Source organism: Bacillus cereus group sp. MYBK95-2 (genome assembly GCF_051915225.1).
GTDB lineage: Bacteria > Bacillota > Bacilli > Bacillales > Bacillaceae_G > Bacillus_A > Bacillus_A cereus.
The window spans coordinates 336,880-360,107 of record NZ_JBQAEH010000004.1; the positions used below are offsets into that span (position 1 = coordinate 336,880).

Below are 23,228 nucleotides of genomic sequence, written 5' to 3' on the forward strand. Positions count from 1 at the left end.
TAATAAGTATTGGATTGTGTCTGTTGCTATGTATATCTGCTAGTTTATTAAGATTTAAAACATTAAATCTTAATAATGAATCTTATAAAGTGGTAAAAGATGAGTTTTTATCTAATAGAACTTTTGAAGATGGGCAAGGAGTTACGTTTCATGCACTTAATCCTCTTGATCCTACAAAAGTTTATGACCCCTATGAAGACCGTGAAGTAGTGACGTATGTTTTACCTTTAGATATTACAAATACAACAAATCGAGATATTAACTTGCTTAGTAATAAGTCTATTTCCGATACAATGTTTTATTCTAAAATAGGTGAGTTTTATAATTTAATCCCTTATTCAATGGAATTACCTAAAAAATATCAGTTTGATCCTGTAATACCTGCTGGTAAAACAGTACGAGGGTATATAGGGACAAATTATTTTATAGGAGATGACCCTTATAAAAATTATAAAAACTTTTCAAATGAATCAACTAAAGTGAAATTCATTTCGTGTATAAAAGATAAGGAAGGGAAATATCATGAATTAGAAATACCGATAAATTAATAAAATTTATGATTGATACAGCTATATTTTAATGTTGTTTGTAGATCTTGCAACATAACAATATCTTTTAAAGTCGGAGTTTTTTTGTAGGTGTAAGTATCTATGGATGCTACACCTGCGAAGTTTCCGGCTTTTTGTAATTGTTGATTTAGATTTTATTAAGGAATTTTTGGTAGTCATATTCTTTAAAAGGAAACTTGAAAGAATATGACTTAGATTTAATACGAAATTTGTAACGTGAAATTGAAATAGCGAGACAGAGAAAAGGAACGTAACAAATGAAATAAAAACTTTTTCTGAATATGAGGCCCGACATCTTGCCGATTGTTGTCATAGTTATAAGACAAGTGTTACAATTATCATTAGGTATATACATTTTAGTTTTTTTAATTAGGAGAAAAATTGGCATAACATACATTTGATTTTTATAACGACTGATTGTAATAGAGAAAAAGAAAAACAATCGGAAGTTTTATTTTAATAAAAAGAGGAGCGTATTTCCTATGATCGGTATTTTAAAAAAGGTGTTTGATGTAAATCAACGCCAAATTAAACGTATGCAAAAGACAGTTGAGCAAATTGATGCATTAGAGTCATCTATTAAGCCACTAACTGATGAACAATTAAAAGGAAAGACGCTTGAATTTAAAGAACGTCTAACAAAAGGTGAAACAGTAGATGATTTACTACCTGAAGCTTTTGCAGTTGTTCGCGAAGCGGCAACTCGTGTTCTTGGAATGCGTCCATATGGCGTACAGTTAATGGGTGGTATTGCCTTACATGAAGGGAATATTTCTGAGATGAAAACGGGTGAAGGTAAAACGTTAACATCTACATTACCTGTATATTTAAATGCTTTAACAGGAAAAGGTGTTCATGTTGTTACAGTCAATGAATATTTAGCACAACGTGATGCGAGCGAAATGGGACAACTTCATGAGTTCCTTGGCTTAACGGTAGGAATTAACTTAAATAGTATGTCACGCGAAGAGAAACAAGAGGCTTATGCTGCTGATATTACGTATAGCACAAATAATGAGCTTGGATTCGATTACTTACGTGATAACATGGTTTTATATAAAGAGCAGTGCGTTCAACGTCCACTTCACTTTGCTATTATCGATGAAGTCGATTCTATTTTAGTCGATGAAGCACGTACGCCGCTTATTATTTCAGGACAAGCTCAAAAATCAACAGAGCTATACATGTTTGCAAATGCATTTGTTCGTACGTTAGAAAATGAAAAAGATTATTCATTTGATGTGAAAACGAAAAATGTAATGCTAACAGAAGATGGTATTACGAAAGCAGAGAAAGCTTTCCATATTGAAAACTTATTCGATTTAAAACATGTAGCACTTCTTCACCATATTAATCAGGGGCTTCGTGCACACGTTGTTATGCATCGTGATACAGATTATGTTGTACAAGAAGGCGAAATCGTAATTGTAGACCAATTCACTGGTCGTCTTATGAAAGGTCGTCGTTATAGCGAAGGATTACACCAAGCGATTGAAGCAAAAGAAGGTGTAGAAATTCAAAATGAAAGCATGACGCTTGCAACAATTACATTCCAGAACTACTTCCGTATGTATGAAAAATTATCTGGTATGACTGGTACAGCGAAAACAGAGGAAGAGGAATTCCGTAACATTTACAATATGAACGTTATTGTAATTCCGACAAACAAACCGATTATTCGTGATGATCGTGCCGATTTAATCTTTAAATCAATGGAAGGTAAGTTCAATGCTGTTGTTGAGGATATTGTAAATCGTCATAAAAAAGGACAACCTGTTCTTGTAGGTACAGTTGCAATTGAAACTTCAGAGCTTATTTCAAAAATGTTAACGCGTAAAGGTGTACGTCATAACATCTTAAATGCGAAAAACCATGCTCGTGAAGCAGATATCATTGCAGAGGCTGGTATTAAAGGTGCTGTAACAATCGCGACGAACATGGCAGGTCGTGGTACAGATATTAAGCTTGGAGACGATGTGAAAAACGTTGGTTTAGCAGTTATCGGTACAGAGCGTCACGAAAGTCGTCGTATTGATAATCAGTTACGTGGTCGTGCTGGTCGTCAAGGGGACCCTGGTGTTACGCAGTTCTACTTATCGATGGAAGATGAATTAATGCGCCGATTTGGTTCAGATAATATGAAAGCAATGATGGACCGCCTTGGTATGGATGATTCTCAGCCGATTGAAAGTAAAATGGTTTCTCGTGCGGTAGAATCTGCACAAAAACGTGTTGAAGGAAATAACTATGATGCACGTAAGCAGTTACTGCAATATGATGATGTACTTCGTCAGCAACGTGAAGTTATTTACAAACAGCGTCAAGAGGTAATGGAGTCTGACAACTTACGCGGCATTATTGAAGGTATGATGAAATCTACAGTAGAACGTGCTGTTGCTCTTCATACACAAGAGGAAATTGAAGAAGATTGGAACATTAAAGGTCTTGTTGACTACTTAAATACAAACCTTCTTCAAGACGGAGATGTAAAAGAAGAAGAATTACGTCGCCTTGCTCCTGAGGAAATGAGCGAGCCAATTATTGCGAAATTAATTGAGCGATACAATGAAAAAGAAAAGCTTATGCCAGAAGAGCAAATGCGTGAGTTTGAGAAGGTTGTTGTATTCCGCGTTGTAGATACGAAATGGACAGAGCATATTGATGCGATGGATCACCTTCGTGAAGGTATTCATTTACGTGCTTACGGTCAAATCGATCCACTTCGTGAGTACCAAATGGAAGGGTTCGCGATGTTCGAGTCAATGGTTGCTTCTATTGAAGAGGAAATTTCTCGTTACATTATGAAAGCTGAAATTGAACAAAACTTAGAACGTCAAGAAGTTGTTCAAGGTGAAGCTGTTCATCCTTCTAGCGATGGCGAAGAAGCAAAGAAAAAGCCAGTTGTAAAAGGTGACCAAGTGGGCCGCAATGATTTATGTAAATGTGGTAGTGGTAAAAAATATAAAAACTGCTGTGGTATCGTTCAGTAATATAGGACGATAGCTTTGGCTGTTTTGCAAACTTTTATATCAAAAATGTATAATTAAGAAGGATTAAACTCTCTCCGTAATAAGTGGAGAGAGTTTCCCTTGTTTTCATACGAAAGTAACAGCAATTACATAGAGGTGAAGGAAATGGAATTAGTAGAAATTAGACAGGAATTAGAGAAAATGGCTAAGCGATTAGCGGCTTTTAGGGGGTCTCTTTGACCTCCCTACTAAGGAGAAACAAATTGCAGAATTAGAAGAGAAAATGATGGGCGCAGGATTTTGGGATGACCAACAGGGCGCACAAGCTGTAATTAATGAAGCGAATGCGTTAAAAGATATGGTTGGAAAGTTCCGTCAGTTAGATGAGACGTTCGAAAATTTAGAAATCACGCATGAGCTTTTAAAAGAAGAGTATGATGAAGATTTACATGAGGAATTAGAATCAGAAGTAAAAGGCTTAATTCAAGAAATGAATGAGTATGAGCTTCAGTTACTATTAAGTGATCCTTATGATAAAAATAATGCGATTTTAGAATTACATCCAGGTGCAGGTGGAACTGAGTCACAAGACTGGGGTTCTATGCTATTACGTATGTACACACGCTGGGCTGAAAAACGCGGATTCAAAGTAGAAACGGTTGACTATTTACCAGGTGATGAAGCTGGTATTAAGAGTGTAACTTTATTAATTAAAGGTCATAACGCTTACGGTTACTTAAAAGCAGAGAAAGGTGTACATCGTCTTGTACGTATTTCACCATTCGATTCTTCAGGGCGTCGTCATACATCATTCGTATCTTGTGAAGTTGTACCAGAGTTCAATGATGAAGTTGAAATCGAAGTACGTACAGAAGATTTAAAAATTGATACGTACCGAGCAAGTGGAGCTGGTGGACAGCACGTAAATACGACAGATTCAGCAGTTCGTATTACACATACACCGACAAATACGGTTGTAACATGTCAGTCGGAGCGTTCTCAAATTAAAAACCGTGAGCATGCGATGAAAATGTTAAAAGCGAAATTATATCAAAAGAAACTAGAAGAGCAACAAGCAGAATTAGATGAAATTCGCGGAGAGCAAAAAGAAATCGGATGGGGTAGCCAAATCCGTTCTTACGTATTCCACCCGTATTCTCTTGTAAAAGACCATCGTACAAATACGGAGGTTGGTAACGTACAAGCTGTTATGGATGGAGAGATTGATCCATTCATTGATGCTTACTTACGTTCTCGCATCTAATAAGCGAAAAAAAGCCAACGAAATTGTTGGCGCATGCTGAGGACGATAGAGGATATAAAGAATTTGATTTTATTTTTATAGATGAAGTAAAGAGGAAGAGAAGTTGGAAACGACAACTTCTCTTTTTGATGGGATTATATGTAGATTACAATGCTGTATATTGTTTTGTAAAAAGTAGAGAATAGTAAAATAGAGCGGTAATAGGGTAAAGATTTATATAGAACTTTCTAATTTTCCTTTTAAAAAGGATGCTTTATAGAAGTTTTTTTAGTTGTTCACAGAATTGAAACAACTTATGAAAGCATTATTTTATCAAGGTTCTCACTGTATTTTTGAGGAATATGAAATACACCTTAGTTTTTCTATATAAAGATAATGCTTATAATGAAAATGAGTGTGTTAGGAATAAAAAGAATATCAACAATGGGGAGCGATAGAAGTGAAAAAGAAATTGTTGGCTATTGCGCTAGGGACATCGGTTGTTTTTGCTTTAGGAGCATGCGGAAATAAAGAAGAGAGTAAGTCTTCGAAACAGTCTGCAAGCACAGACAGCGCAGAACAAATTTTCCAAAGAAGTTGTGCGGGATGTCACGCAACAGATTTATCAGGGGCAACTGGACCTGATTTAAGAAAAGTAGGCGGTAAGTACGACGCTGCAGATATCGAAGAGATTATTAAAAAAGGCCGCGGTTCAATGTCACCAGGACTTATTCAAGGTGAAGATGCGAAAAAAGTGTCTGAATGGTTAGCTGAACATAAATAAAAAAGGTGAAATGGACGAGTTGATAATATAGTCAACTCGTTTTCCTTTTTTCTGGTATGTAACATAACTGTAACAAAAATGTATCCAAATTGGAAACCGTTTGATGTTACAATGGGGTTTGTAGAATTTTGCTGAAATATATTACATAGAGTGGTATTGCTTATGAGAAAGCATAAGTAAACTATCTTCAACAAGGATGACTAAATGAAAATGAAGGATGTCTTTTGTTTTCAGATGTACAGAAAAGTATTTTGAAAAAAATCATTAAGTATTGGGTGATAAATAATGATAAAAATGACGAATGTTTATAAGGAGTACCCGAATGGTATGAAAGCCATTGCTGGTCTTACAGTTAACATTAAACAAGGTGAATTCGTATACGTAGTTGGACCGAGTGGAGCCGGAAAATCTACATTTATTAAAATGATGTATCGTGAAGAGAAACCATCTACAGGATCTATTAATGTAAATGGACTTACTATCGAAACATTGGCAGAAAGAGATGTTCCGTATTTCCGTCGTCAATTAGGCGTGATTTTCCAAGATTTCAAATTGCTACCTAAATTAACGGTATATGAGAATGTTTCGTTTGCTTTAGAAGTAATTGAAGAAGAACCGGATGCAATTCGTGAGCGTGTAACAGAAGTTCTAGGTCTTGTAGGCCTTGAAGATCGTGCAGACGCACTTCCAAGTGAGCTTTCGGGCGGGGAGCAACAACGTGTGGCTATTGCAAGAGCAATTGTAAATAGACCAAAGGTTGTAATTGCTGATGAGCCAACAGGTAACTTAGATATTGAAACAGCTCTTGATATTATGAATATTTTTACTCGCATTAATGAGCGCGGCACAACGATTGTTATGGCGACGCATAATGCAGATATCGTAAATACAATCCGTCATCGTGTAATCGCGATTGAAGGCGGAAAAATTGTTCGAGATGAGATTGAGGGAGGATACGGATATGAAGGCTAAGACCCTTAGTCGACATTTGCGAGAAGGTGTAAAGAATCTATCACGTAACGGATGGATGACATTTGCTTCTGTTAGTGCAGTAACAGTTACATTATTACTTGTAGGTGTCTTTTTAACAGCGATTATGAATATGAACCATTTTGCGACGAAAGTAGAGCAAGATGTAGAGATTCGTGTACACATTGATCCAGCTGCAAAAGAAGCGGATCAAAAGAAATTAGAAGAAGATATGAGTAAGATTGCAAAAGTAGATTCTATTAAATATTCTTCTAAAGAAGAAGAGTTAAAACGTTTAATTAAAAGCTTAGGTGATAGTGGAAAAACGTTTGAGTTATTTGAACAAGATAACCCACTTAAAAACGTATTCGTTGTAAAAGCGAAAGAACCAACCGATACAGCGACAATCGCGAAGAAGGTTGAAAAAATGCAGTTTGTTAGTAATGTTCAGTACGGAAAAGGGCAAGTTGAACGATTATTTGATACTGTAAAAACTGGTCGTAACATTGGGATTGCGTTAATTGCTGGTCTTTTATTCACAGCGATGTTCTTAATCTCTAATACAATTAAAATTACAATTTATGCTCGTAGTACAGAAATTGAAATTATGAAACTTGTTGGTGCAACAAACTGGTTTATTCGTTGGCCATTCTTGCTAGAGGGATTATTCTTAGGAGTATTAGGATCAATTATTCCAATTGGCCTAATTCTAATTACGTATAATTCGTTGCAAGGTGTGTTTAATGAAAAACTTGGCGGAACAATTTTCGAGCTTCTACCATACAGTCCGTTCGTATTCCAATTAGCTGGTTTACTAGTGTTAATCGGTGCTTTAATCGGTATGTGGGGAAGTGTAATGTCAATTCGTCGCTTCTTAAAAGTATAAAAAGTTGCAAACATAATTCGTACAAGCTTATCATATAGTAGAAATAGGTAAAGGCATCACACACTGTGTGATGCCTTTTGCTACACCACCTGTGTGTTTTGGAAAGGGGAATTCCGCATTGAAACGTAGAGTTGCAATTATTGGAATGGTTGTTGCATTTTTAATTGGTGCTGGCGGAATGTTTGCAGGCATGTCTGTATTTGGGGTTAACCCATCAGAAGTAACGCAAACAATTTCGAGTGGGAATGCTAGCACTGCGCAAGGGAATTTGGCAAAAATTAATGAGGCGTATGCACTAATTGATTCACGTTATGTGGAAGACGTGAAAGATGAAAAGTTAGTTGAAGGTGCAATACAAGGTATGTTGTCTACGCTGAAGGACCCTTATTCCACGTATATGGATAAAGAAACAGCCAAACAGTTTAGTGAATCGCTTGATCCCGAATTAGAGGGGATTGGGGCTGAGGTGAACAAGACGGACGGTAAGCTTATTATCGTATCGCCAATTAAAGGTTCACCAGCAGAAAAGATAGGAATTAAACCGAATGACCAAATTTTATCTGTAGATGGAAATAGTGTGAAAGACTTATCACGTGAAGAAGCAGTATTAAAAATTCGTGGTAAAAAGGGAACGACTGTCGCAATTGAAATTAAACGTGCGGGAGTAACTGATCCGATTGTATTTAAAATTAAGCGTGAAAAGATTCCGATCTTTACAGTGTTTAGTTCTGTGAAGCAAGAGAGCGGAAAAGATATCGGTTATATGCAAATCACTTCTTTTGCTGAAAATACAGCGAAAGAATTTAAGGATCAGTTAAAAGAGTTAGAGAAGAAAAATATAAAAGGCTTAGTTATTGACGTGCGTGGTAATCCTGGTGGCTACTTAAATAGTGTAGAAGATATACTAGGGGAAATTATGACGAATAAAAAGCCGATGCTACAAGTAGAGCAGCGAAATGGTGAGAAGAAGAAATTCTCTACGGAACTGAAAGAGAGAAAACCATATCCAATTTCAGTATTAATTGATAATGGAAGTGCTTCTGCTTCAGAGATTTTAGCGGGTGCGCTAAAAGAAGGAGAAGGATACGATTTAATTGGTGAAAAGACATTTGGTAAAGGTACTGTCCAGCAAGCTGTTCCATTTAAAGACGGCAGTAACATTAAATTAACGATGTTTAAATGGTTAACACCGGATGGGAACTGGATTCATAAAAAAGGAATCGCGCCAACAGTAGAAGTGAAGCAACCAAATTATTATCATGCGACACCAATTCAAATTGAAAAAACACTTTCATACAATTCAAATGATGTACAAGTAAAACATGCTCAGGAAATGCTTAAGAGCTTAGGTTATGTACCAGGTCGTGAAGATGGATACTTTAGTAAAGAGACAGAATCGGCTTTGAAAGCATTCCAAAATGCAAATGAAATGGAAGCGACAGGACAGCTTGATAAAAAGACAGCTGAAGCGATTCAAACTAAAATTATCGAAAAAATCCGTTCTGGAGAAAATGATCTACAATTACAGTCAGCATTAAAATTAATGGCAAAATAAGAAGAAATACAGGCAGTTTGCTGCCTGTATTTTTTTGTGTTAAACAAACGTTTGTTTAGTTATGATAATATAAAAAGAAAGAATGATATAAATGGTGGTGAATGAGTTCGTGGAGGCGTGGATTTTTGAAATAATGCGGGCAGTTGGACGTTTTTTCTTACACCCTGCTGTCTATATATTTGTAATAAGTAGTATCTTCGTTGGATACTTACGTATGTTAAGAGAACGAAAAGATTTTTCTTTTAAAGTTTATGATATTTGGTTTGAACTACGAACCTCTCTATTTGCAGGGATTGGATACGGATTAGTAGTATCTATTATTACGATTGGGCTTGGACTTGTTGTTTCTAAAGCAAGCTTAGGGGCCATTTTAATTTGGACGTTACTATTTGGATTAACGGCTATGTATCGATATTTATCGGCGGCTTATACATTTAGCATTGCGATTGTATGTGTTCTATTATCTTCTAAGCTACCAGTTTCCTTTTTACAGCTTCGAGAAGGTGAAGAGAGTACCATTGTATCCCTTGTTATTTTACTAGGCGTTATGCTTATTGTAGAAGGCTTATTGATTTCTAAAAACGCAGTAGGATATTCGACGCCGAGGATTAGGCAGGGGAAGCGTGGATTAAAGATTGGTTTACACGAATCAAAGCGTTTATGGATCGTTCCTATTTTTATTCTTGTACCGGGTGATGCGGTAACGCAGTTTATTTCATGGTGGCCTGTCGTTTCAATAGGTTCAAATACATATTCTCTATTCCTCGTTCCATTTTTAATTGGATTTATGAGAAATATTAAAAGTTATGAGCCGACGGAAGCTTTATTATTTACAGGAAGACGGGTTTATGGGTTAGCAGGACTTGTGCTCGTTTTAGGAATCGCAAGTTACTGGTGGCACGTACTTGCAATTATCGCGATGGGAGTCGCTATGCTTGGGCGTTTCACAATTTCGATGCAAGAAAAAATTGCCGATGAAACAAGACCAGCGTATTTTGCTGCACGCAATGATGGGCTCGTTGTACTAGATACAATTCCAAATACAATTGGAGCAGAGCTGAAATTACTGCCTGGAGAAATTATTACGAAAGTAAATGGAGTCATTCCAAAAAGCGCCGAGGAATTTTATGATGCGCTTCAAACGAAGACGACAGGAGCATTTTGTAAATTAGAAGTATTAGATACAAATGGTGAGCTTCGTCTTGCACAAACTGCATTATATGCTGGTGGACATCACGAATTAGGTATTGTATTCGTTGAACAGGAGCATGAGTGGGATTCGGAAGCGATGTAATAGAAGGAATGGTATCACCTTGTGGTGGTACCTTTTTTGTTTTTGGGGGATGGGAAATGGGAGAGTAGTTAGTAAATGAAATTTATATCGGTGATTTTCCGAATATATCAGCGCAACTTGAAATATATCGGCGATTTTGCAAATATATCAGCGCAACTCGAAATATATCGGCGATTATTCGAATATATCGACTTTCCAGCAAAAAACGACAACTATCGCAAAGCTTATTTTCAGTTTCATAGACGGATAACTTGAATAATTATTTGATAATGGTTATCATTTAGGGAGTCTTTTTAATTTTGGAAAATGGAGGTAAAATATGCTGCGTAAATTTTTCTCGTACTATAAACCGTATAAAGGTTTATTTATACTCGACTTTTCTTGTGCGGTTGTCGCAGGATTATTAGAACTCGGCTTCCCGCTTATCGTAAATCAATTTATTGATAAGTTATTGCCAGGGCAAAACTGGACGCTTATTTTATGGGCTTGTTTCGGTTTACTCGCAGTTTATATGTTAAATGCAGGCTTACAATATGTCGTTACATATTGGGGACATATGCTTGGTGTTAACATTGAAACAGATATGAGGCAGAAATTATTTGATCATATTCAAAAGCTATCATTCAGATTTTTTGATAATAATAAAACAGGTCATTTAATTTCACGCCTTACAAACGATTTAATGGAAATTGGGGAAATTGCTCACCATGGACCAGAAGATTTATTTATCGCCGTAATGACTTTAGTTGGGGCATTCTCATTTATGATGATGATCAACTGGAAGTTAGCGTTATTAACGTTCTTCGTCATTCCATTCCTATTATGGTTAGCGCTGTACTTCAATAAAAAAATGACAGGTACATTTAGACGTTTATTCTCAGATGTTGCTGATTTCAATGCATGTATTGAGAACAACGTTGGTGGTATTCGCGTTGTACAAGCATTCGGAAATGAAAAGTTTGAGAAAGAGCAATTTGCTGTGAACAACGCTCGTTTCCGTACAACGAAATTAATGGCGTATAAAATTATGGCGTTAAATTCGTCGATTAGTTATATGCTCATGCGTCTCGTAACGCTCTTCGTCTTAATATGCGGTACATGGTTTGTTCTGCAAGGAGAATTAACGTACGGTGGATTTATCGGATTCGTTCTATTAACGAATATTTTCTTCCGCCCAATTGAAAAAATTAACGCGGTAATCGAAAGCTATCCGAAAGGAATCGCCGGTTTTAAAAGATATGTAGAGCTTCTTGAAACAGAGCCTGACATTGTAGACTCTAAAGATGCAATGGAAGTGAAGCATGTACACGGTGATATTCAATATAACAACATTACGTTTGGATATGAAAACAAAGAACCGATTTTAAATGACATTAGTTTGAAAATACATGCAGGTGAAACAGTTGCGTTCGTTGGACCATCAGGAGCTGGGAAAACGACGTTATGTAGCCTATTACCACGTTTTTACGAGCAATCATCTGGATCGATTCAAATTGATGGAATTGATACGAAAGATATGACATTATCTTCACTTCGTAAGCAAATTGGAATTGTGCAGCAAGATGTGTTCTTATTCTCAGGAACAATTCGTGAAAATATCGCTTACGGAAATTTAAAAGCATCAGAAGCTGAAATTTGGCAGGCAGTAAAACGTGCGCAATTAGAAGATTTAATTTACTCACAGCCGGACGGTTTAGATACTGTTATCGGTGAGCGCGGCGTGAAACTTTCAGGTGGACAAAAGCAGCGTCTAGCGATTGCTCGTATGTTCTTGAAAAACCCTCCAATTTTAATATTGGATGAAGCAACTTCTGCATTAGATACAGAGACGGAACTTGCGATTCAAAAATCGCTTGCGGAGCTATCTGTTGGCCGTACAACATTAGTTATCGCTCACAGACTTGCAACGATTAAAAATGCAGATCGCATCGTCGTTGTAAATAAAGATGGTATTGCAGAACAAGGTTCACATAATGAATTAATTGAGCAAGGCGGAGGATACAGTAGGTTATACGAAGCTCAGTTTAGTTCGTAAATATAATTTGTACTGAATTAGTGCACCATAAGTAGGTAAAAATCTCATATGGGAGGCTATAAAGTATGATTGTAACAACAACTTCTACAATTCAAGGGAAAGAGATTATTGATTATGTCGATATCGTGAATGGAGAAGCGATTATGGGTGCAAATATCGTTCGTGATCTTTTCGCTTCTGTCCGTGATGTTGTCGGTGGTCGCTCAGGCGCTTATGAAAGCAAATTGAAAGAAGCACGTGACATCGCAATGGAAGAGATGAAAACTCTTGCAAGACAAAAAAATGCGAATGCCATCGTTGGTATCGACGTGGATTACGAAGTAGTTCGCGAAGGGATGCTAATGGTTGCTGTGAGCGGGACTGCTGTCCGTATCTAAAGTGAGAAGCCGTGCTGATGCACGGCTTTTTGTATTCTATGTCGAAGATTCAATATTTCTTGGGAAATGCGGAAGGTCCCGTCGATATATAGGGAAGACATTAGAGTGCTTCTTTACATTTCCGGATTTTAACTAATAATGTTTCGTATTCTTGTTCGAGAGATGAGATATCATTGTGATGATTTGGTATGGAAATTCGGCCGATGACTTCTGTTAATTTTGTTTGTAATCGTAACAACTCTTGCTCAGTAACGTTTACAGAATCTCCGGTGGTTCTTTTTGTGTATTGCTCGTAATTACCGTGGAATACTCTAGGTTCACTCTCATCTACTTGTAGAATATGGTCTGCAACAGAGCGAATAAAGGCACGGTCATGGCTAATGAAAAGTATTGTGCCAGGATATTCTTGTAACATGGTTTCTAATTCTTCTTGCGTTGCTAAGTCTAAATAGTTTGTCGGTTCATCTAGCAGAAGCATATTATAGTTTCCTAAAAATACTTTTGCGAGTGCAACCTTCATTCGTTCACCCCCGCTTAGAACGTGCACAGGTTTATGAACATCCTCACGGCGGAATAGAAGTCGTGCAAGTATTGTGCGAACGAATGCTTCTGTATAGTTTGTTTCTTCTAGAACATTTTCTAAAATGGTTTTATCTGTTTTTAAAATAGATAATGTTTGTTCGAAGTATCCAATTTTACAACTTTTCGATAGCTGCATGCCACGCTCGTTTGTGAGAAGCATGTTGAACAAAGTGGTTTTGCCGCTTCCATTTGCCCCTAAAACGGCAAGCTTTGCACCAGGGGCAATAGTTCCATTCATATTTTTAAATAGTATACGGTCGCCTATTTTCTTTGTTGCTTTATTGAATTGTACTGCCACCTTACTATGAATGGGTGTATGGTATTGCACGTCAAATTGAGCTTGAGAAAGATCCTTTGGCTTTTCCTTCTTTTCTAGTTTTTCGAGACGTGTCTCTAATGCTTTCGCTGCTTTACTAACCTGTTCTTGGCCATGAGCCCCACTTAACCTATAAAGTCTAGATTCAGATGAACTGAACCGTGTTGGGATTTTTTTCATGTTAGAAGCACGTTGCTTTCTTTGTAGAATGGACTGTTCTAAACGATTTTTTTCTTGTATATATTGCTCATATTCTGCTTGTTTTTGTATTCGTTCACGTTCTTTTTGTTTTCGATAGTTTGAATAATTACCTTTGTACTCTTGAATAATACCGTCTTCAATTTCAATAATTTTGGTACATATATTATCTAGAAATTCACGGTCATGCGATATTAAAACAAGTGCCCCTTTATAAGATGAAAGTGCCTTTTCTAATTGCTCTGTACCGACCATATCTAAGTGGCTTGTTGGTTCATCAGCGAATAAAATGCCTGCATTTTGTTCGAGAGCATGCGCAATCTTTAGTCGCATTCGTTCACCGCCGCTCATTGCGTCGGTAACGTTTGAAATACTCCATTTTCCTTTTGCGAGAGAAGAAGCGGTTTCCGTTAGTTCTTCGCTGAGCTGAGGAATGATGGCGATAGAACTATGATGAGTTACTATGCCTCTGTCAGCTTCTATTTCTTTACTTAATATTTGCAATAACGTAGATTTACCAGCTCCGTTGACTCCGACAATTCCTATGCGATCCTGTGCTTGAATTTCCAGTGATGGTAATGTAAATAGTGTGCGATCACCAAAGCTCTTTTCAATATTACGTGCGAATAAAATAGTCATAAAAAAACCTCCCTAGTTTCACTAGAGAGGATAAACGTCGCCCTTGTATGTAAAAAATCGTACATAAATAAACGATTTTTTACATGATCGTTTCGAAAGAAAGTATCGACAAATGGACAGACTAATCCCCTGCTAGTTTTCATCATTTTTGTTCACTATTTGTGATGGATGAAATAAATAAGAGAATTAGAACTTCATTGGTCAAAGTACCTTCCTTTCATAATATTACTTTTATTGTATGCGCATACAAAAGGGTTTGTCAAACTTATTTCTGTTCGCTATTTTTGAATTTATTATTATACAATTGTGCTTTTGCCAGCGCCTCAGCATCGTTTTTAATTTCATCCAGTCCATTCGCATCTCCAATAACATAACCTTCAAATGAAGAACCAACAAAATCAAAGATATATTGGAATTGAGCAATAAGCGGTAATGCTTTTAGCTTTGGATTATCCCCGCCAACGATGACAACATACATTTTTTTGCCTTTCATTTTTTCTTTGAAATGAAGAGATGTATCGCGCAAGCTTTGTGACCAGCGATCAACAAAGTTTTTCATATGTCCACTCATTCCGTACCAATATAATGGTGTAGCAAAGATAATCGTGTCGTGCTCTAGCATGCGTTTGGTTAACTGCTCATAGTCATCATTTACGGATTGGAATCCTTCTGCATCATGACGGTGGTCTGTAATAGGATAGACGGTATGATCACGCAAATAAATTTGTTCTGTTTCAATGTCCTCTATCATCATATGTGTTAAAGCTTCTGTATTTCCGTTTTGTCTTGAACTGCCATGTATAACAAACATGTAATCATTCCTTTTCTTTTGCTTGTTTTAGGAGTGAAACGTGTTTTTGCAAATTCGCTTGGATGTTGGAAAGTAATGTGATTTGCTTTGTTACTTCATTGAGTTTATCTTCGTAAAGCGTAAGGATACTGCTACACGGATTGTCGTACAGGTGCGGTTCAATTTCAAGGCAGCGCAGCATCCTTGCCGTCTCTTCTAAATTTAAGCCAATTTGTAAGTACATTTGAATAAGCTTCACTTTTTCGATGGCACTTTCATCAAAATCACGGTAACCATTTGCAAGGCGCTTAGAAGGGAGTAAGCCCTTTTCTTCGTAATGTCTTAGTGATCTTTCACTAACGCCAGTTTCTTTTGATAATTCTCCAATTCGCAATGCGTTTCACTCCTTCTACATGTATTGTAAACCTTCACACTAATGTGAGGGTCAACTCTGTTTTTTCGCAAAAGAATCTACATGATTTAAGAACACTTGAATGGCTTTAGATGGAATGAAATATTTACCGCGTACGATGGAAAACGGACGGATTAGTTGTTCATTTGGAACTTCGACGTGGAATAGTTCTTTTGCTAATAGCTCTTTCCGTACAGTCCAATCAGAAAGGATAGCGATGCCAAGCCCGGCACTAACAGCTTCCTTTACGCTTTGGATACTACTGAATGTAAAGAATCGTTTCATTTTTAAATGGTGTTGATGAATAAAGCGGTCACTATAAGCGCGTGTACCAGAACCACTTTCTCTTAATACCCATACTTGATCTTGGAGTGTACTTTCATTTATTTCATTTGTGCGGAGTAATGGATGATTTGGCGGGACGACGAGCTTCATTTCATCTTGCATAAATGTTTCAACATCTACGTCGGCGTATACGACTTGTCCTTCCACTAGGCCGATATCAATTTGATTAGAGCGAAGGCTTTGCAAAACGTCTTCTGTATTTGAGATGAAAGTATGAACTTCGACGTGTGGATTTTCATTCGCATAGTTAGCCAGTATTTTTGGAAGTAAGTATTCGCCAATTGTAAAACTAGCACCAATGCGAAGTGTTCCTGTTACAACGTTATGTAGTTCATTAATTTCTTGTTTAGCATCTTCATAAAGAGAGAGCATTTGCTTTGCATGTATATATAATATGTTTCCAGCTTCAGTAACTTGGACGTGCTTCGGGGAGCGTTGAATAAGTGTAGTGCCAAATTCGTTTTCTAAGTTGCGTATATGCATACTTACTCCAGGCTGTGAAAGGTTTAATAATTCTGCTGCACGGGAGAAGTGTTTCTGTTCAACGACAGTAACAAAAATTTTTAAAATGTCTACGTTCATATAATGGGCTCCTTTCTTTTTCTATCATCTTATCATAAGTATTTCTGATGATAGAGATTTGGTATTGGTATTAAACTTATTATAGAAACTCTCTTATAATGTAAGTAGAAAGAACATGCATGTTCCAATACGATTATTGGAGTGGTTCAAAATGGAACAAACACTTGTTATACAAAAGAAGAAGCGTTTTGGATTTTCGCAAGGAATTGGGATTACATTATTAATCGCAATTGCCGCGAAATATTTAGCAGAGCTTCCATTTTTAAATATTATGGGACAATTAGTAATTGCTATTCTAATTGGGATGGTTTGGCGCGCTGCAATTGGAGTTCCTCACGATGCGATAGCAGGAACGAACTTTGCGAGTAAGAAGTTGCTGCGCTTTGGGATCATCTTACTTGGAATGCGATTAAATCTTGTTGATATTGCGAAGGCGGGACCGAAAGTATTGGTCATCGCGGCGGTTGTTATTACATTTACTATTTTTGTTGTATACGGACTAACGAAAGTATTTAAAGTAGAAAAGAAACTTGGGATTTTAACAGCATGCGGTACGGCAATTTGCGGCGCAGCCGCGGTCGTGGCAATTGCACCGCAAGTCAAAGCGAAGGACGATGAAACAGCAGTTGGGGCAGCAATCATCGCGATTTTAGGTACCATATTTACGCTTATTTATACGTTATTATATCCAGTGCTTGGTTTATCTCCGTACGGTTATGGTGTATTCTCAGGTGCGACGCTTCATGAAATCGCTCATGTCATCGCAGCTGCGGCGCCAGGAGGAAGTACTGCTGTAGACATCGCAGTTATTGTGAAGTTAACGCGCGTAGCAATGCTTGTGCCAGTAGCGATTTTAATTGGTCTATGGTTTGGTAAGAGTGAAGGTAGCAAAGAAAAGAAATCGTGGCGCGAACTTCCAATACCATGGTTCATTTTCGGGTTCTTAGCGATGAGTGCAGTGCATTCGCTCGGGATTATTCCAGAAGTTGTTGCGGGATACATTGTTGTTCTTGCTTACATGCTTATCGCAATGGCGATGGCAGGGCTCGGTTTAAATGTAGAGTTTAAAACGTTCCGTAAATTAGGAAGTAAAGCATTTGTGGCGGGGCTGATTGGCTCGGTTTGCTTATCGGTTCTTGGATACGTTCTTGTATATGCGTTAGGATTTATGTAGTAGAGGAGAAAGCTGTTCCCGAAGGTGTTTGGGGACAGCTTTTTCTTATGATTATAGTAGCGCTACGGATGTCGATATATTTGGAAAATCGCCGATATAAATGGAGTTGCGCTGATATATTTGGGAAATCGCCGATATATTTCAAGTTGCGCTGATATATTTAGAAAGTCGCTGATATAAATTGAATTACTCTTGTACTTTGTTAGAGTAGATGTTCAATGAAACATTTTTCTAAAATTTGTAAAGATATCTTTACTTATAACTGGAAAATATTTATAATTTAAGTAAAGATATCTTTACTTTTGAAGGTGGATCCTATGGGTGTGAAAAATAAAATAAAAGAGTTAAGAAAGCAAAATCATATAACACAAGTTGAAATGGCAAAGGCGATGCAGGTGACGCGGCAGACGATAGTGGCGATTGAAAATCATCATTACAATCCGAGTCTAGAGTTATCTTTAAAAATTGCCAAATATTTTGGGGTGAAGGTGGAGGAAATCTTTACGCTGGAGTAAGGGGAGAGAAATGGTAGGAAAACGAGCATAGCGATAGGGGGAATAAAAAATGCAGGATGAGTTTGAGAGATTTCAGTCAGATAAAGCGTTTAAATATGTAGGGTTATTTTTTACGATTAGTTTAGCGATATGGAGTTTATATAATTTAATTGTTGATGGAAATGCTGGTATGCCGTTTGTTTTATTTGTACTAGGGCAGTGGGTGTATTTTCTTGTGAACTATTGGCCGAAGTGGAAATATAGAAATCGAAAAGAGGCTGATCATGTATGAGTAAGAGAGAGGTCATGAGATTCGTAGGGAGTTTGCTTGTAGCAGAAATTCTTTTAAATACGAGTTTAATGATTTTAAGTATTTCGTGGGGAACTATTTTTATATCGAATGTAGCGCTAGTCATTTTATATGGAATTTCGGAATATAAAGAGCAGAAGCGTTTGAAAGAAGAGGGAGTACCATCAATTGATGAGCGAGTTGTGAACAAGATGAAGTCATATTTTATGATTTGTATTACAAGCTTCGTTTTCTTGTTTATTATGTATCTTTGTGTAAATAAGTATTTAGATAGGCAAGCAGTACATGTAACTGAGCTATTATATATTGCTATTTTTGGTGTATTAATTAGTATCGCATCAACGAGTGTGTTAGCAACAAGGAATAATAGATAGAAAAAGGGGAACTGGGATGGGATTACCGGTGTTATGTGTCGCTACAGCTATATTTTCGCTTCTTTGGGGAATGCAAAACTTTTCTCGTAATCCAGTGCCGAGTATTTGTATTATGATTGGTACTGTAGGTTTATCGTATTATTTATTATTATTAGCCCATTATCATAAAACGGCAACGAGTGTTGTTGTTGGAGCACTTATTTTATTTTGTGGGCGCGCCATACAAAAGGGGTTATTTCCATAAAAGCTGTTTATACATTTTGTATAAACAGCTTTTTGTATTTTTTTTACAAAAAGCTTGAAAGTTACGTAACGTCATCTTTTATAATGAAAGGGAAGAGGTGATGGTAGTGATTTCAATACAAGAATTGACGAGAGAAACAGGGGTTACAGTACGTACACTACGTTATTATGATCAAATAGATTTATTAAAGCCGAGCGGAAAAACAGAGGGTGGACATCGGTTATATAGTGAAAATGACGTTATTCGTTTGCAACAAATTTTATTTTTAAAAGAAATGGGATTTTCATTAAAAGAAACTGCGAATATGTTAGTAAAAGGTGAGCTGGATTTAAAAAATTCGCTTGAAAAACAACTTCGGTTTGTACAGGAAGAACAAAAGAAATTTAATCGAATGGAGAGTGTTTTACAAGCAGTTGTTTATTCGGTAGATGTGGAGGGAGAACTCGATTGGAAAGTTATGTTTGAACTGATTCAGCTTTCGAAGCAGTCTCCTCGTATACGTGAAATATTTCAAAATGAAGTATTTTCAAAGGAAGAACAAAAATTGCTTCATAATTTACCAAACATGAGTAAGGAAGATCCGAATGTTTTAGAATGGGTAGATTTATTAAAGCAATTACGCACTTTTATGAAAGACGGTAAAGAAGCTGCTAGTGATGAGGTACAAGGGGCAATGAAGAGATTAATGCAGAAGTGTTTAGAAATGGCCAATGGTGATGAAGCGTTTTTAGATAAGTTATGGGAAGTTAGAAAATCGAAGGAAGATTCACAGAAAATGAGCATGTATCCAATTGAAGAAGAACTTTTAGTGTATATGGATGAGGCTTTTCGTATTTATGATGAAAGGGAGAAGGATAAATGAGCATACTCGCAGAATATCGTTGGTATTTTTTAATTGGGGCAGAAATTGTATTTTGGTTATCAGCTATCGGTTTCTTTTTACTTCGCTACGGATTCCGTTTGAAAAAGGCGAGTTTTATTATGGGAATTGTACTCCTCGTAAATGAAGTGTTTATTTTAACTTTAGGAGTAGTGGACTATTATCAAACAGGAAAGTTCTCTAACTTTCAAATTATTACTGTAATTATTTTATTGTATGCAGTTTTCTACGGGAAAAAGGATTTGAAGAAGCTTGATATATTTGCACAAAAATCAGTTGCGAAATGGCGTAATGAACCGGCGCCTATTATTGAAGAACAGGTAGAATTAACAGGCATGGCCTATGCAAAGCAGGAAATAAAAAATTGGGTATTACATCTTGTTTTATTCGTTGGTGTGCACATATTCTTTTTCTTCGCGTATGGATTTATTCCATTTGAACAATGGGGTAATTGGTTAGAATCGGGAATCGTTTTAAATAAAGCTGCAAGTCGCGTGAGCCAAGTGTGGGCGATTGTATTTTTAGTTGATACAGCAATTTCATTTTCATATGTGATTTTTCCGAAGAAGGAGAAAGGAAAAGAAAAGCTACTTTCATAGTTGAAAGTAGCTTTTCTGGTATACAAATAATTTTTATAGGAGAGGATGACAATAGAAAAAAGAATCAGCTGTATATGTCTATTTCTCTTTAGTTTAGTAGCATGTTCACCATCTAGCACTACAATTGATAAGAAGAATGATGTCATTGTAAAGGGAGTAGGAACTTCCAATCTAGATAAATTCGAACAGTTCGTTAGGAACGTTGATCAAGGGGAAGTTGATAAAATAAGAATTGTACAGTATACCGATGAAGGTGACCCGGTTTTTCAAACGTTAGAGCATAGTGGGAAAGATATCCTTTATGTGTTAGATAGTAGACAAGACAAGTTTGCTGGTGACCATAAAGGATTACATAAAGATAGTTGTAAAAGTATTGTTAAAGAGCAGCGCGAATCAGAAAGTACTTATCGGTTAACAGATTGTACGAATGAAGATGGACGCAATGGATATGACTTATTATATGTATCAAAAAAATAGAGTTAGTAGAGGAAGGAAGTATTTACTCCTTCCTTTTTCTATGTGTATATTGTCGAAAACTTTACCGAATATCTGTTCGTTTTTTTAGGTTTTTTATAGGTATTCGTGGTAAAATAATAATACAGATTTTTTATGAGGAGGTCGGATTTTTTTGGAACGTCAATTTGAAATTGTCTCAGCGTATTCCCCGCAAGGTGATCAGCCGGTAGCTATAGAGAAGCTTGTAGAGGGAATTAATAGTGGAAAGAAAAAGCAAGTGTTGCTTGGAGCAACAGGAACGGGTAAGACATTTACGATTTCAAATGTCATTAAAGAAGTGCAAAAGCCAACACTTGTTATGGCTCATAATAAAACGTTAGCAGGGCAGTTATATAGTGAGTTGAAAGACTTTTTCCCGAATAATGCAGTTGAATATTTTGTTAGTTACTACGATTATTATCAGCCAGAAGCGTATGTACCACAAACAGATACGTTTATTGAAAAAGATGCGCAGGTTAATGATGAAATTGATAAATTGCGTCACTCGGCAACGTCTGCATTATTTGAACGGGACGATGTAATTATTGTTGCGAGTGTTTCTTGTATATATGGCTTAGGTTCTCCAGAAGAATACCGCGAGCTAGTTGTTTCGCTTCGAGTTGGTATGGAAAAAGACCGTAATCAATTGCTTCGTGAACTTGTTGATGTACAGTATGGACGTAATGATATTGATTTCAAGCGTGGTACATTCCGTGTGCGAGGAGATGTAGTTGAAATCTTCCCGGCATCACTTGATGAGCATTGTATTCGAATCGAATTTTTCGGTGATGAAATCGATCGTATTCGTGAAGTAAATGCGTTAACAGGTGAAGTATTAGCAGAACGTGATCATGTAGCAATCTTCCCAGCATCTCACTTCGTTACACGTGAAGAAAAGATGAAGGTCGCTATTGAAAATATCGAAAAAGAATTAGAAGAGCGTTTAAAGGAATTAAATGATAACGGCAAGTTGTTAGAAGCGCAGCGTATAGAACAGCGTACACGTTATGATTTAGAAATGATGCGCGAGATGGGATTTTGTTCAGGTATTGAAAACTACTCCCGTCATTTAACACTTCGTCCAGCGGGGGCAACGCCGTATACGCTATTAGACTATTTCCCGAAAGATTTCTTAATCGTTATGGATGAATCGCACGTATCAGTACCGCAAGTAAGAGCGATGTATAACGGGGACCAAGCGCGTAAGCAAGTGCTTGTGGATCATGGATTCCGTCTGCCGTCAGCTTTAGATAATAGACCGCTCACATTCGATGAGTTTGAAGAGAAAACGAATCAAGTTATTTATGTTTCAGCAACGCCAGGACCGTATGAGTTAGAGCAGTCGCCAGAAGTAATAGAACAAATTATTCGTCCAACAGGGCTTTTAGATCCACCAATTGATATACGACCAATTGAAGGGCAAATTGACGATTTATTAGGAGAGATTCAAGATCGTATTGCAAAAAATGAACGTGTATTAATTACGACTTTAACGAAGAAAATGTCAGAGGATTTAACGGATTACTTAAAAGATGTAGGAATTAAAGTTAACTATCTTCACTCTGAAATTAAAACGTTAGAACGTATTGAAATTATCCGCGATCTTCGCCTCGGTAAATTTGATGTACTTGTCGGCATTAACTTATTGCGAGAAGGATTAGATATTCCGGAAGTATCACTTGTAGCTATTTTAGATGCTGATAAGGAAGGGTTCTTGCGTTCAGAACGTTCATTAATTCAAACAATCGGTCGTGCCGCGCGTAATGAAAACGGCCGCGTTATTATGTATGCAGATCGTATAACGAAATCTATGGGAATTGCGATTGAAGAAACGAAGCGTCGTCGTAGTATACAAGAAGCTTACAATGAAGAGCATGGTATTACGCCGAAAACGATTCAAAAAGGCGTTCGTGATGTTATCCGTGCAACGACAGCTGCTGAAGAGACAGAAACATACGAAGCAACTCCTGCTAAGAAAATGACGAAAAAAGAGCGCGAAAAGACAATTGCGAAGATGGAAGCAGAGATGAAAGAAGCAGCAAAAGCGTTAGACTTCGAGCGTGCAGCTGAACTAAGAGATTTACTATTAGAATTAAAAGCGGAAGGGTGAAAA

The 23,228-nt window shown here is 37.0% G+C and carries 23 protein-coding genes and 1 pseudogene; 19 read left to right on the forward strand and 5 right to left on the reverse strand.

What is annotated here, in order from left to right; translation table 11 throughout:
- Positions 1 to 20: 20 nt before the first annotated feature.
- Positions 21 to 548 (forward strand): hypothetical protein, encoded by a 528-nt coding sequence (locus ACTFN4_RS16235; protein WP_048655563.1) that lies wholly within the window; start codon positions 21 to 23, stop codon positions 546 to 548.
- Here ACTFN4_RS16235 and ACTFN4_RS16240 read toward each other — a convergent pair.
- Positions 545 to 694, reverse strand: a pseudogene (locus ACTFN4_RS16240) (tyrosine-type recombinase/integrase); the annotation flags it as partial. The gene ACTFN4_RS16235 and the pseudogene ACTFN4_RS16240 sit on opposite strands and share 4 nt — an antisense overlap.
- 357 nt (positions 695 to 1,051) lie before the next feature.
- On the opposite strand from ACTFN4_RS16240, the gene secA reads away from it, so the two are divergent.
- From secA to ACTFN4_RS16285, 9 genes are all read left to right on the forward strand, one after another.
- Entirely contained in the window at positions 1,052 to 3,559 is a 2,508-nt protein-coding gene (gene secA, locus ACTFN4_RS16245; RefSeq protein WP_000579385.1) for a preprotein translocase subunit SecA, read from the forward strand.
- A gap of 144 nt (positions 3,560 to 3,703) precedes the next feature.
- Positions 3,704 to 4,802, forward strand: a protein-coding gene (prfB, locus tag ACTFN4_RS16250; protein WP_096001716.1) for a peptide chain release factor 2 whose coding sequence is annotated in 2 segments (ribosomal slippage) — positions 3,704 to 3,775 and positions 3,777 to 4,802 — 1,098 coding nt in all. Because the reading frame shifts where the segments join, the coding sequence is not laid out codon by codon here.
- Positions 4,803 to 5,241: 439 nt separating this feature from the next.
- On the forward strand, positions 5,242 to 5,565 hold the full coding sequence (gene cccB, locus ACTFN4_RS16255; protein ID WP_000727971.1) for a cytochrome c551: 324 nt from the start codon (positions 5,242 to 5,244) through the stop codon (positions 5,563 to 5,565).
- A gap of 285 nt (positions 5,566 to 5,850) precedes the next feature.
- Positions 5,851 to 6,537, forward strand: coding sequence for a cell division ATP-binding protein FtsE (gene ftsE, locus ACTFN4_RS16260; protein WP_000594321.1), 687 nt, complete (start codon positions 5,851 to 5,853; stop codon positions 6,535 to 6,537).
- The gene (gene ftsX, locus ACTFN4_RS16265; protein ID WP_000645027.1) at positions 6,527 to 7,420 is read left to right on the forward strand and encodes a permease-like cell division protein FtsX; all 894 of its coding nucleotides are present in this window, start codon (positions 6,527 to 6,529) and stop codon (positions 7,418 to 7,420) included. Before ftsE ends, ftsX begins: the two co-directional genes overlap by 11 nt.
- A 118-nt stretch (positions 7,421 to 7,538) precedes the next feature.
- Positions 7,539 to 8,975: a S41 family peptidase gene (locus tag ACTFN4_RS16270; RefSeq protein WP_000830313.1), complete on the forward strand. Its 1,437-nt coding sequence runs from the start codon at positions 7,539 to 7,541 to the stop codon at positions 8,973 to 8,975.
- A gap of 91 nt (positions 8,976 to 9,066) precedes the next feature.
- Positions 9,067 to 10,269 (forward strand): PDZ domain-containing protein, encoded by a 1,203-nt coding sequence (locus tag ACTFN4_RS16275; RefSeq protein WP_439962540.1) that lies wholly within the window; start codon positions 9,067 to 9,069, stop codon positions 10,267 to 10,269.
- A 319-nt stretch (positions 10,270 to 10,588) separates the two neighbouring features.
- Entirely contained in the window at positions 10,589 to 12,304 is a 1,716-nt protein-coding gene (locus ACTFN4_RS16280; protein WP_000944620.1) for an ABC transporter ATP-binding protein, read from the forward strand.
- 65 nt (positions 12,305 to 12,369) lie between these two features.
- Positions 12,370 to 12,681 carry a YbjQ family protein gene (locus tag ACTFN4_RS16285; protein ID WP_000637521.1) on the forward strand — a complete coding sequence of 104 codons (312 nt, stop codon included), beginning with the start codon at positions 12,370 to 12,372 and terminating at the stop codon, positions 12,679 to 12,681.
- Between the two features lie 100 nt (positions 12,682 to 12,781).
- Here the strand turns inward: ACTFN4_RS16285 and abc-f are convergent, their stop codons facing one another.
- The 4 genes from abc-f to ACTFN4_RS16305 form a co-directional block, all read right to left on the reverse strand.
- Positions 12,782 to 14,416, reverse strand: coding sequence for a ribosomal protection-like ABC-F family protein (abc-f, locus tag ACTFN4_RS16290; protein WP_439962541.1), 1,635 nt, complete (start codon positions 14,414 to 14,416; stop codon positions 12,782 to 12,784).
- A gap of 265 nt (positions 14,417 to 14,681) precedes the next feature.
- The gene (locus ACTFN4_RS16295; protein ID WP_050252090.1) at positions 14,682 to 15,227 is read right to left on the reverse strand and encodes a flavodoxin family protein; all 546 of its coding nucleotides are present in this window, start codon (positions 15,225 to 15,227) and stop codon (positions 14,682 to 14,684) included.
- Between the two features lie 4 nt (positions 15,228 to 15,231).
- Positions 15,232 to 15,600 (reverse strand): MerR family transcriptional regulator, encoded by a 369-nt coding sequence (locus ACTFN4_RS16300; RefSeq protein WP_439962542.1) that lies wholly within the window; start codon positions 15,598 to 15,600, stop codon positions 15,232 to 15,234.
- Positions 15,601 to 15,651: 51 nt separating this feature from the next.
- On the reverse strand, positions 15,652 to 16,545 hold the full coding sequence (locus ACTFN4_RS16305) for a LysR family transcriptional regulator (protein WP_001099987.1): 894 nt from the start codon (positions 16,543 to 16,545) through the stop codon (positions 15,652 to 15,654).
- A gap of 151 nt (positions 16,546 to 16,696) precedes the next feature.
- Here ACTFN4_RS16305 and ACTFN4_RS16310 point away from each other — a divergent pair, with 151 nt between their 5' ends.
- The 9 genes from ACTFN4_RS16310 (at position 16,697) to uvrB (ending at position 23,225) form a co-directional block, all read left to right on the forward strand.
- Positions 16,697 to 17,719 (forward strand): YeiH family protein, encoded by a 1,023-nt coding sequence (locus ACTFN4_RS16310; RefSeq protein ID WP_000438432.1) that lies wholly within the window; start codon positions 16,697 to 16,699, stop codon positions 17,717 to 17,719.
- Between the two features lie 317 nt (positions 17,720 to 18,036).
- Complete coding sequence (locus ACTFN4_RS16315) at positions 18,037 to 18,234, forward strand: helix-turn-helix transcriptional regulator (protein WP_000538364.1); 198 nt, start codon at positions 18,037 to 18,039, stop codon at positions 18,232 to 18,234.
- 49 nt (positions 18,235 to 18,283) lie between these two features.
- A complete protein-coding gene (locus ACTFN4_RS16320; protein WP_001150199.1) occupies positions 18,284 to 18,505 on the forward strand; it encodes a hypothetical protein in 222 nt (73 codons plus the stop codon).
- Positions 18,502 to 18,897, forward strand: a complete 396-nt coding sequence (locus ACTFN4_RS16325) for an ATPase (RefSeq protein ID WP_410979529.1) — start codon at positions 18,502 to 18,504, stop codon at positions 18,895 to 18,897. Before ACTFN4_RS16320 ends, ACTFN4_RS16325 begins: the two co-directional genes overlap by 4 nt.
- Positions 18,898 to 18,913: 16 nt before the next feature.
- Entirely contained in the window at positions 18,914 to 19,141 is a 228-nt protein-coding gene (locus tag ACTFN4_RS16330) for a hypothetical protein (RefSeq protein ID WP_000524139.1), read from the forward strand.
- A gap of 100 nt (positions 19,142 to 19,241) precedes the next feature.
- Positions 19,242 to 20,003, forward strand: a complete 762-nt coding sequence (locus ACTFN4_RS16335) for a MerR family transcriptional regulator (protein ID WP_000260344.1) — start codon at positions 19,242 to 19,244, stop codon at positions 20,001 to 20,003.
- On the forward strand, positions 20,000 to 20,620 hold the full coding sequence (locus ACTFN4_RS16340; RefSeq protein WP_000025211.1) for a hypothetical protein: 621 nt from the start codon (positions 20,000 to 20,002) through the stop codon (positions 20,618 to 20,620). Before ACTFN4_RS16335 ends, ACTFN4_RS16340 begins: the two co-directional genes overlap by 4 nt.
- 45 nt (positions 20,621 to 20,665) lie before the next feature.
- Positions 20,666 to 21,097 carry a DUF4362 domain-containing protein gene (locus ACTFN4_RS16345; protein ID WP_439962543.1) on the forward strand — a complete coding sequence of 144 codons (432 nt, stop codon included), beginning with the start codon at positions 20,666 to 20,668 and terminating at the stop codon, positions 21,095 to 21,097.
- 151 nt (positions 21,098 to 21,248) lie between these two features.
- Positions 21,249 to 23,225 (forward strand): excinuclease ABC subunit B, encoded by a 1,977-nt coding sequence (gene uvrB, locus ACTFN4_RS16350; RefSeq protein ID WP_075676781.1) that lies wholly within the window; start codon positions 21,249 to 21,251, stop codon positions 23,223 to 23,225.
- Positions 23,226 to 23,228 lie beyond the last annotated feature (3 nt).

Excerpts from the sequence above, each read along its gene's own strand:
- secA (WP_000579385.1), top strand. The coding sequence starts at position 1,052 with ATGATCGGTATTTTAAAAAAGGTGTTTGATGTAAATCAACGCCAAATT.
- ftsE (WP_000594321.1), top strand. The coding sequence starts at position 5,851 with ATGATAAAAATGACGAATGTTTATAAGGAGTACCCGAATGGTATGAAA.
- ftsX (WP_000645027.1), top strand. The coding sequence starts at position 6,527 with ATGAAGGCTAAGACCCTTAGTCGACATTTGCGAGAAGGTGTAAAGAAT.
- ACTFN4_RS16275 (WP_439962540.1), top strand. The coding sequence starts at position 9,067 with ATGGTGGTGAATGAGTTCGTGGAGGCGTGGATTTTTGAAATAATGCGG.
- ACTFN4_RS16280 (WP_000944620.1), top strand. The coding sequence starts at position 10,589 with ATGCTGCGTAAATTTTTCTCGTACTATAAACCGTATAAAGGTTTATTT.
- ACTFN4_RS16285 (WP_000637521.1), top strand. The coding sequence starts at position 12,370 with ATGATTGTAACAACAACTTCTACAATTCAAGGGAAAGAGATTATTGAT.
- abc-f (WP_439962541.1), bottom strand. The coding sequence starts at position 14,416 with ATGACTATTTTATTCGCACGTAATATTGAAAAGAGCTTTGGTGATCGC.
- ACTFN4_RS16295 (WP_050252090.1), bottom strand. The coding sequence starts at position 15,227 with ATGTTTGTTATACATGGCAGTTCAAGACAAAACGGAAATACAGAAGCT.
- ACTFN4_RS16305 (WP_001099987.1), bottom strand. The coding sequence starts at position 16,545 with ATGAACGTAGACATTTTAAAAATTTTTGTTACTGTCGTTGAACAGAAA.
- ACTFN4_RS16310 (WP_000438432.1), top strand. The coding sequence starts at position 16,697 with ATGGAACAAACACTTGTTATACAAAAGAAGAAGCGTTTTGGATTTTCG.
- ACTFN4_RS16315 (WP_000538364.1), top strand. The coding sequence starts at position 18,037 with ATGGGTGTGAAAAATAAAATAAAAGAGTTAAGAAAGCAAAATCATATA.
- ACTFN4_RS16320 (WP_001150199.1), top strand. The coding sequence starts at position 18,284 with ATGCAGGATGAGTTTGAGAGATTTCAGTCAGATAAAGCGTTTAAATAT.
- ACTFN4_RS16325 (WP_410979529.1), top strand. The coding sequence starts at position 18,502 with ATGAGTAAGAGAGAGGTCATGAGATTCGTAGGGAGTTTGCTTGTAGCA.
- ACTFN4_RS16330 (WP_000524139.1), top strand. The coding sequence starts at position 18,914 with ATGGGATTACCGGTGTTATGTGTCGCTACAGCTATATTTTCGCTTCTT.
- ACTFN4_RS16335 (WP_000260344.1), top strand. The coding sequence starts at position 19,242 with ATGGTAGTGATTTCAATACAAGAATTGACGAGAGAAACAGGGGTTACA.
- ACTFN4_RS16340 (WP_000025211.1), top strand. The coding sequence starts at position 20,000 with ATGAGCATACTCGCAGAATATCGTTGGTATTTTTTAATTGGGGCAGAA.
- ACTFN4_RS16345 (WP_439962543.1), top strand. The coding sequence starts at position 20,666 with ATGACAATAGAAAAAAGAATCAGCTGTATATGTCTATTTCTCTTTAGT.